This window comes from Streptomyces sp. NPDC020884, assembly GCF_044333935.1.
GTDB lineage: Bacteria > Actinomycetota > Actinomycetes > Streptomycetales > Streptomycetaceae > Streptomyces.
The window spans coordinates 944,444-953,368 of the sequence record NZ_JBIRRY010000002.1 but is presented as its reverse complement, the minus strand read 5'-3'; the positions used below and the strand labels follow the sequence as shown (position 1 = coordinate 953,368).

6 protein-coding genes are annotated in these 8,925 nt (G+C 70.5%); 3 read left to right on the top strand and 3 right to left on the bottom strand.

The genetic code is table 11. The features are described 5' to 3' along the window. Both ACH4UK_RS10910 and ACH4UK_RS10905 read left to right on the top strand, forming a co-directional pair. Positions 1-2,368, top strand: a 2,368-nt coding sequence (locus ACH4UK_RS10910) for a type I polyketide synthase (RefSeq protein ID WP_398355691.1), incomplete at its 5' end; no start/stop codon positions are given. 113 nt (positions 2,369-2,481) lie between these two features. Continuing rightward, positions 2,482-4,008, top strand: coding sequence for a cytochrome P450 (locus tag ACH4UK_RS10905; RefSeq protein WP_398355690.1), 1,527 nt, complete (start codon positions 2,482-2,484; stop codon positions 4,006-4,008). A gap of 94 nt (positions 4,009-4,102) precedes the next feature. Here ACH4UK_RS10905 and ACH4UK_RS10900 read toward each other — a convergent pair whose 3' ends face one another. Together ACH4UK_RS10900 and ACH4UK_RS10895 are read right to left on the bottom strand one after the other, a co-directional pair. Further along, the gene (locus tag ACH4UK_RS10900) at positions 4,103-4,492 is read right to left on the bottom strand and encodes a nuclear transport factor 2 family protein (protein WP_398355689.1); all 390 of its coding nucleotides are present in this window, start codon (positions 4,490-4,492) and stop codon (positions 4,103-4,105) included. 749 nt (positions 4,493-5,241) lie between these two features. Continuing rightward, entirely contained in the window at positions 5,242-5,808 is a 567-nt protein-coding gene (locus ACH4UK_RS10895; protein ID WP_398355688.1) for a Uma2 family endonuclease, read from the bottom strand. A gap of 235 nt (positions 5,809-6,043) precedes the next feature. Here ACH4UK_RS10895 and ACH4UK_RS10890 point away from each other — a divergent pair, with 235 nt between their 5' ends. After that, the gene (locus tag ACH4UK_RS10890) at positions 6,044-8,062 is read left to right on the top strand and encodes a thioredoxin domain-containing protein (protein ID WP_398355687.1); all 2,019 of its coding nucleotides are present in this window, start codon (positions 6,044-6,046) and stop codon (positions 8,060-8,062) included. A gap of 135 nt (positions 8,063-8,197) precedes the next feature. Here ACH4UK_RS10890 and ACH4UK_RS10885 read toward each other — a convergent pair whose 3' ends face one another. Beyond that, positions 8,198-8,890, bottom strand: a complete 693-nt coding sequence (locus tag ACH4UK_RS10885) for a hemolysin III family protein (RefSeq protein ID WP_398355686.1) — start codon at positions 8,888-8,890, stop codon at positions 8,198-8,200. Positions 8,891-8,925: the final 35 nt, after the last annotated feature.

The following is an 8,925-nucleotide window of genomic DNA, read 5'->3' as shown; positions in this document are numbered from 1 at the left end:
GTCGGCTCCGGTGTGGGGTCTGGTGCGCAGTGCGCAGTCCGAGAACCCGGACCGGATCCTGCTGATCGACGTGGACGAGCAGGCTCCTGACTGGGCTGCCCTGGCCGCTCTGGAGGAGCCGCAGCTCGCGGTGCGGGGCGGAGGGGTTCTGGTGCCGAGGTTGCAGCGGGCCGCTGTCACCACGGCTGTCGGCACAACTGTCGCCACCGGGCTCGACCCGGACGGGACGGTTCTGATCACGGGCGGTACGGGTGGTCTGGGCGCGCTGTTCGCCCGGCATCTGGCCGAGCGGCACGGTGCCCGTCACCTGGTGCTCCTCAGTCGCCGTGGCCCGGACGCACCCGGTGTGGCCGATCTGGTGGGGGAGTTGGCGGTTCTGGGCTGTGAGGCCCGTGCCGTGGCGTGCGATGTGTCCGATCGCGAGGAACTCGCCGTGCTCATAGCCTCGTTGGAGCGGCCGCTGACTGCTGTGATCCACGCGGCGGGTGTGCTGGACGACGGTGTGGTCACGTCCCTGACTCCGGAGCAGCTTGCTCGTGTGATGGGGCCGAAGGCTGATGCGGCGCTGCATCTGCATGAGCTGACGGCGGGGATGGATCTGTCGGCGTTCGTGCTGTTCTCGTCGGTGGCGGCGCTGATCGGCAGTCCGGGGCAGGGCAATTACGCGGCGGCGAACGCGGCGCTCGACGCTCTGGCTGCGCATCGCAGGGCGCAGGGTCTGCCGGCCACATCGCTGGCGTGGGGTTTGTGGGCGGATGCCTCCGGCATGGCCGGTGGCCTGGACGAAACCGAGCTGGCACGCCTGGAGCGGCAGGGCGTCGGTGCCCTGTCCACCGAACTCGGCCTGGAGCTGTTCGACCAGGCCCAGCGGGTCGACCGGCCCCTCGTCGTTCCGGTCCGGCTGGACCTGGCGTCCCTCCGGGCCCAGGCCAGGGCCGGGCTGCTGCCGCCTCTGCTGCGGGGTCTGGTACGGATACCGAGGCAGTCCGCCGGGACCGAGGGCTCACTGGCGCAGCGGCTTGCCGGTGTTCCCGTGGCGGACCGGGAGGCCATCGCGGTCGATCTTGTGCGCGGTCAGGTGGCGGCCGTACTCGGCCACGCCACTTCCGAGGCCGTCGAGCCCGACCGGGTCTTCAAGGAGCTGGGCTTCGACTCCCTCGCGGCGGTGGACCTGCGCAACCGGCTCACCCAGGTCAGCGGCGTACGGCTGCCGTCCACGCTGGTCTTCGACCACCCGTCGCCCGTCGCCGTCGCCCAGTTCCTGCTGTCGGAGGTTGGTGACGCACCCGACCGGCTCGTCGGGCAGCCGGGGCCGGCGGCGGCCGTCCCCGCCCGCGAGGCGGGTCCAGCGGCGGGTGGAACCCTCAGCACGCTCCTGCGGCACGCCCATGCCGGGGGTTCGATCGTCTCGGCGGTGCCGCTGCTGACCGAGGCATCGAGGTTCCGGCCGTCCTTCGCGTCGGCCGCCGAACTCGGAGGCGGTGACGGGTACGTCGTACAACTCGCCCGAGGCCGAAGCCGAGACGGAGGCCGGGACGAACAGGTCAGCGGCGGCCGGGAGCTGCCGAAACTGGTCTGCGTACCGTCCTTCGTGGTGGGCTCCGGTCCGCACCAGTTCATGCGGTTCGCGGACCACTTCGAGGGCGAACGGGACGTGTACGTATGCTCGTTGCCCGGATTCCGTGGCGACGAGCCCTCGCCCGGGTCCTGGGACGCCGCGACGGAGGTTCTGGCGGACGCGATCCGTCGGGCTGTCGGTGACGATCCCTTCGTGCTGGTCGGCTACTCCATCGGAGGCGTCGTCGCGCACTCGCTCGCGGCTCGCTTCGAGGCTGAGGGAGTGGGTGTTGCCGGTCTCGTCATGATCGACACGCCGACGCCGGAGGGGGAGGAGGAGACCAACCGGGTCTTCTCGCTGGTGATGACGGAGATCCTCGAACGCGATCACGAGGCGATCGCCGTCGACGACGCGAACTGGCTGGCCATGGGGACGTACATGCGGCTCCTCGGCGAGCGGGTCACCACGCGGATCGCCGCTCCGTCGCTTCTGATCCGGGCGGGCGAACCCCTCGGCGGGCGAGCTGCCGGGGCCGTGACGGACATCGGGGGCGGCACGGGCGGCACGGGCGGCGACGACACCGGAGGCGTGGGAGCGCATGCCGGTGACGCGGACGCCGGGAACGCGGATGCCGGGAACGCGGACGTCGTGACCCACGACTGGCCCGCATGGCAGGTCGGTGACGACGAGGTCGTGATCGCCGCGGACCACTTCGCGTTGATCGAGGCCGCGGCTCCGGCCACCGCCGAGGCGACGGGGAGGTGGCTCAAGGTGACCGACACGGACGACCGGGCCGAGCGGTCCCGGTGAACCCCCTGAAGTGACAGCACCACCTGCCGGCGGGCACCGCCCGCCGGCAGCGGACGACAGCAACGGACGAAGCACCACTCGCCACCGCTACATGACAGAGATGGATGACAGCCATGGATGAGTCCAAGCCGACCACGGGCGAGGCGGCCCGGACCGAGGGATCGGCCTGCCCGGTGGACCACACCGCCCTCACCGGCGCCGCGGGCGCCGCGGGCGCCGCGGAGACCGACGGGGGGACCACGAGCCCGGCACCGGAGCCGGCCGTCGCGCACCGGCGGGCGGCGATGCCGGCCACCGCGCTGCCCGGCCCGAAGCTGCCCGCACCGCTGCAGGTCCTCAAGTACTGGCGGCACCCGGCCGAGTTCGTGGAGCAGTGCCAGGAGGAGTACGGCGGCCGGTTCGCACTGAGCATCAGGATTCCGCCCAAGCCGCTCTACGTGCTCTCGGACCCCGATGACATCAAGCAGATGTTCCTCGCGCCCCCCGATGTCCTGCACACCGGCACCGGCTCCTCCACCATCGAGAAGTTCACCGGCCAGTCCGGGCTCGCCTGGCTGGACGAGGACGAGCACAAGGTCCGCCGCAAGCTCCTCATGCCGAGCTTCCACGGCAAGGCGCTGCAGCGCATCGACACGGCGATCCCGGCGATGGCCGTGACCGAGGTCGCCAAGTGGCCCCGAGGCCAGGACATGCCGCTGCACCCGCACATCCACCGTTTCACGCTGCATGTGATCCGCGAGGTCATCTTCGGTTCGAAGGTGCCGCGCCAGTGGGACGAGCTGATCGAGGTCCTCATCAAGATGATGGGGTTCAACGACCGCATGGGCTCGGCCATGATGATCCACAAGATGTCGGCCAGGGCGGTGAAGGCGCTCCGAGCGGTCAAACCGCTGGGATTCGACGAGTTCCTCACGCTCCGGGAGCGTGCCGACGCGCTGATCGCGGAGGCCGTGGACGAGCGCCGGGCGTCGGGCGAGCTCGGTGACGACATGCTGGCGGTCATGCTCGGCATCACGCACGAGGACGGCTCCCCGCTGTCGCACCGGGAACTGCGCGACGAGATGATGACCATCTTCCTCGCCGGTACGGAGACGACGGCGGCCGCGATCGCCTGGTCGTTCGAGTTCCTGAGCCGTGAGCCGGAGGCGCTGAAGAAGCTGGTCGCGGAGATCGACCTCGGTGAGGGCGACGAGTATCTGACGGCGACCGTCCAGGAGGTCCTGCGGCTCAAGCCGTCGATCCCGCAGATCATCCCCCGTACGGTGATGAAGCCGATCGAGATAGGCGGGGTGCGCTTCGAGCCCGGGATGCTCCTGTGGGCGAGCGCCTACCTGATGAACCGCGACCCGTCCCTCTACCCGGAGCCGAAGGCGTTCCGCCCCGAGCGGTTCATCGGAACCAAGCCCGGTGTCTACACCTGGATTCCGTTCGGCGGCGGCCGCATCCGCTGTCTCGGCGACAAGATCGCGCTGCTGGAGATGAAGGCCGTACTCCGCGAGGTGCTGTCCCGGTGCGAGCTGTACCGCCACGATCCGACCCCGGAGGGCACGCGTAGCCGCAGTGTCTCGGCGCTGCCGCAGCGGGGAGCGATGCTGGAGCTGCGTCCCCGGGTCCGGGAAACGGCCGCGGGCGCGGTCTGAGCCGGCGAACGCGGGCCCGGACGGCGACGTGCCGGGCGCAGGACGGGCCGTGGGCATCTGTCACAGATGCGCACGGCCCGTCCTGCTGCGGCGGCTACGCCGATATGGTCACACCCGCTGCGGCGAACTCCGTGATCATGGCCTCGCGCAGGGCGAGGGTGCCGGTGAACGGACGCACCATCACCACGAGTTCATCGATGGCGCCGGCCTCGTTCACATGGAAGAAGTTGCTTCCCTCGATCTCCTTCTCGCCGACCCGGGCGCGGAAGAGCAGCGAGTGAGCGGTCCCGTCCTCGGAGGAGAGGTCGCGCACGAAGACCACGTCCTGGAGGACCTGGCCCACCGCGCGCAGGATGGGACCGGCGGTCTCCCGCCCTTCGAACGCCTTGAACACGACGGGGCTGCGGAAGACCACGTCGTCGGCGAGCAGCGCCACGGCTGCGTCCATGTCCCCCGTGGCGAGAGCGGCTCTGAACGGATGCACGACTTGACCTCCTGCTGAGCGGCGAAGTGCGGATGATGTGGCCACCCGCACAGGAACGCGCGTCACGCTAGCCGCCGGTCCTGCCCGGGACCGAAGGTCGTCCTGAAGCTGCCAGCGGCACACGCCACGGGTCGGATTCCGGTTTCCCGCGTCCGGCTGCCGGCCAGGACCTTCGGCACTGCGCAGGCCCTCCCGGGCGTGCGGTCGCCTCAACTGGAGCCCGGCGTGCACCGAGTTGTCGCGGGTGGTGCGTTCGGTGTCCGCCACGGGAGGGTGCGCGGCGGCGCGATGTGCTGCCAACCCAGTACGGCGAGGGCAAGCGTCTACCCGAGGGAAGCGAGCATGAGCACGGGTTGAACGACGGGAGAGCACCCGAACGCGGTCGTGGAGACCAGGTACGTGAACAGGTCCACCGCGGTCTGAATCCGCTTGCGCACGGTGCGGCCCGCAACATCGCGGTGGTAGACCTCCCAGTCGAACCTTGCGCTGCGAGTGGAGGCAAGCTCCCCCAGGCGGGGTCCCAGCCGGTCGCAGCTTCGTGGGTTGCTGCCCCGGTTGGTGCGATCTCCCGTCCGCGTGACCTTGATCAGTTCCTGACCGGGCGCGGCTCAACGATCGCTTACGAGCAGGCATGGCATCCGCAGGTGCTGCATCCGGCCCGGAGGTGGGGAATGTTCCGATCGGTCCGCGGACAACGACGGTCCGGGCGCTACCGGGCAGCTACCGAAAGCGGGGAGACTTCTCCGCCCTCACAGGGACCCAAGATCGACCGCGATGGAGAAGGGTGCAGTGGCCTTCACCGCGCCGGTGAACATCTCGCCGTCCCTATAAGCCTTGGTGGCGGGATCGAGGACGTAGGTGTAGACGATCGGGACACCGGTGGCGGCCTGCTCGACCCGCCAGTAGAAGGGGATGCCGGCCTTGGCGTACTGGTCGACCTTCACGATCCGGTCCGTCGTCTCCGAGCCGGGCGACACGACCTCGACGACCAGGAGTACGTGTTCCGGACGGGTGGGTGTGAGGTCGATGGTCTCCGCTCGGTAGACAGTGACGTCCGGGCGGCGGTTGGTGAGCGGAACGTCCTGCAGGCGGACGTCGAAGTCGGTGTCGGCGTTCCAGTCCGGGCCTGCGGCGGCGTCCAGGGCATTGGCCAGGAGCCGAGCCAGCCGGTTGTGGCGCTTGGAGGCGCTCGGGCTCACGACGACCATCCCGTCCACGATCTCGATGCCGGCGCACTGCTCCTCGGACCAGGAGTCGTACTGTTCCGCGCTGATCTGCGTATGCATCCACGCGGGCGCCACCATCTCGGCGGTCATGGGGTACCTCCTTCGAGAGGCCTCGGCAGGTCCGGCGCTGCTTCGCCCAGCCTACTGTTTCGAGGTGTCGGGCTGCCTGACCCAGGGCGAGTGCGGGAAGGGTTTGACGCCGACTCTGAGGAGTAGGAGCTTCCCACCATGTGATGGCCCACCACCCACCATGGCGATTCGGCCAAGCGGGGTGGGCTCATGAGGGTTTCGCTGGTCGCGCCAGGCCCTGTGAGAGGCTGGGCTCATGAACCGGCTGGCTGGTGTGACCTCGCCTTATCTGCTTCAGCATGCTGAGAATCCCGTCGACTGGTGGCCCTGGGAGGCGGAGGCTTTCGAGGAGGCGCGGCGGCGCGATGTGCCCGTTCTGCTCTCCGTCGGCTACTCGGCGTGCCACTGGTGCCATGTCATGGCCCATGAATCGTTCGAGGACGAGACCGTGGCCGCCTACCTCAACGAGCACTTCGTGCCGGTGAAGGTCGACCGGGAGGAGCGGCCCGACGTTGACGCCGTCTACATGGAGGCCGTCCAGGCGGCCACCGGGCACGGTGGCTGGCCGATGACCGTCTTTCTCACGCCGGACGCCGAACCCTTCTACTTCGGGACCTACTTCCCCCCTGAGCCCCGGCACGGGTCGCCCTCCTTCCAGCAGGTCCTCGAAGGTGTGACGGCCGCCTGGACCGGCCGGCGCGAGGAGGTCTCCGAGGTCGCCGAGCGGATCGTCGCCGACCTGGAGGGGCGCTCGCTGGTCCACGGTGGTGACGGGGTGCCGGGGGAGCAGGAGATCGCGCAGGCGCTGCTCGGGCTGACCCGGGAGTACGACGAACAGCACGGCGGGTTCGGGGGCGCGCCGAAGTTTCCGCCGTCCATGGCGATCGAGTTCCTGCTGCGCCACTACGCCCGTACGGGGTCCGAGGGTGCGCTCCAGATGGCCGCCGACACCTGCTCGCAGATGGCCCGGGGCGGGATCTACGACCAGCTCGGCGGCGGTTTCGCGCGCTACTCCGTGGACCGGGAGTGGATCGTGCCGCACTTCGAGAAGATGCTGTACGACAACGCCCTGTTGTGCCGGGTGTACGCCCATCTGTGGCGCACCACCGGATCGGACGAGGCCCGCCGGATCGCCCTGGAGACAGCCGACTTCATGGTGCGGGAGCTGCGCACCGCCGAGGGCGGCTTCGCCTCTGCGCTGGACGCGGACAGTGAGGACGCGGAGGGCAGGCACGTCGAGGGCGCGTTCTACGTGTGGACGCCCGCGCAGTTGCGCGAGGTGCTCGGTGAGGAGGACGCCGCCTTCGCCGCCGGGTACTTCGGCGTCACGGAGAAGGGCACCTTCGAGGAGGGGTCCTCCGTGCTGCGGCTGCCGGGGGACGCGGGGCCCGTGGACGCCGCGCGCGTCGCGGACGTACGGGCCCGGCTGCTGGCGGCCCGTACGGAGCGGCCGCATCCGGGGCGGGACGACAAGGTCGTCGCCGCCTGGAACGGGCTCTCCATCGCCGCTCTCGCCGAGACCGGCGCGTACTTCGACCGGCCGGACCTCGTGGAGCGGGCCACCGAGGCCGCCGATCTGCTGGTCCGGGTGCACCTGGGCGAGGTGGCCCGGCTGACCCGCACCTCCAGGGACGGGCGGCCCGGCGACAACAGTGGGGTTCTGGAGGACTACGGCGATGTCGCCGAGGGTTTCCTCGCGCTGGCGGCCGTGACCGGGGAAGGGGCCTGGCTGGAGTTCGCCGGGTTCCTGCTGGACATCGTCCTGGAGCAGTTCACCGGTGAGGGCGGGCAGCTCTACGACACCGCGCACGACGCCGAGCAGCTCATCCGCCGGCCCCAGGACCCCACCGACAGCGCCACCCCGTCCGGCTGGACGGCGGCTGCGGGCGCGCTGCTCGGCTATGCCGCGTACACCGGGTCCGAGGCTCACCGCACCGCCGCCGAGGGTGCCCTCGGTGTGGTGAAGGCGCTGGGCCCGCGCGTCCCCCGGTTCGTCGGCTGGGGCCTCGCGGTCGCCGAAGCGCTGCTGGACGGGCCCCGCGAGGTGGCCGTCGCCGGGCCGGTCGGCGGTGAGCTGCACCGTACGGCGCTGCTGGGACGCGCCCCGGGTGCGGTGGTCGCCGTGGGTGAGGGGCCGGGGGCGGGGGCGGAGTTCCCGCTGCTGGTGGACCGGCCGCTGGTGGGCGGGGAGCCGACCGCGTACGTCTGCCGCCACTTCGTGTGCGACGCGCCGACGACCGATGCGGTGGAGCTGGCGGCGAAGCTCGGGGGTTGAGAGCGCCTGTGAGGACTCGGGTGTGAGAGCGGCTCGTGAGGACTCGAGGGTTGAGAGCCGCCCGTGGGCACGAGTAGAGGGGCCGGTCGTCTCGTGCGGCCGGCCCCTCCTCTCCTCCGCAGACCGGAGCCGTGCCTACCCGTGCTGGTAGGCGACCAGCGAGATCCCCACGTAGTGCGCGATGAACGCCGCCAGCGTCAGCGAGTGGAAGACCTCGTGGAAGCCGAACCAGCGCGGCGACGGGTTCGGCTTCTTGATCCCGTAGATCACCCCGCCCGCGCTGTAGAGCAGCCCGCCGACGATGACCAGCACCAGGACCGCGATGCCGCCGGTCCGCATGAAGTCGGGCAGGAAGAAGACCGCCGCCCAGCCCATCGCGATGTAGCACGGCGTGTAGAGCCAGCGCGGCGCGCCGACCCAGAACACCCGGAAGGCGATGCCCGCCGTCGCGGCCGCCCAGACGGCCCACAGCAGCGGCCGGGCGGTGGACTCGGGGAGCAGGAGCAGGGTCAGCGGTGTGTAGGTGCCCGCGATGATCAGGAAGATGTTCGCGTGGTCCAGCCGGCGGAGCACCGCCTCGCCGCGCGGTCCCCAGGTGCCGCGGTGGTAGACCGCGCTGACGCCGAACAGCAGACAGGCGCTGAGGATGTAGACGCCGCAGGCGATTCGGCCCATCGTGCTGTCGGTCAGGGCGATCAGGGTGATCCCGGCGATCACCACCGCGGGGAACATCCCGGCGTGCAGCCAGCCGCGCATCCGTGGTTTGACGGGGACGGGGTCGAGTACGACGGGGCCCGGGGTCGCGGCGCTAGCGGCGGCGTCAGTCATATCCGCCATGCTACCTACGCCACCGTAGGTAGTGG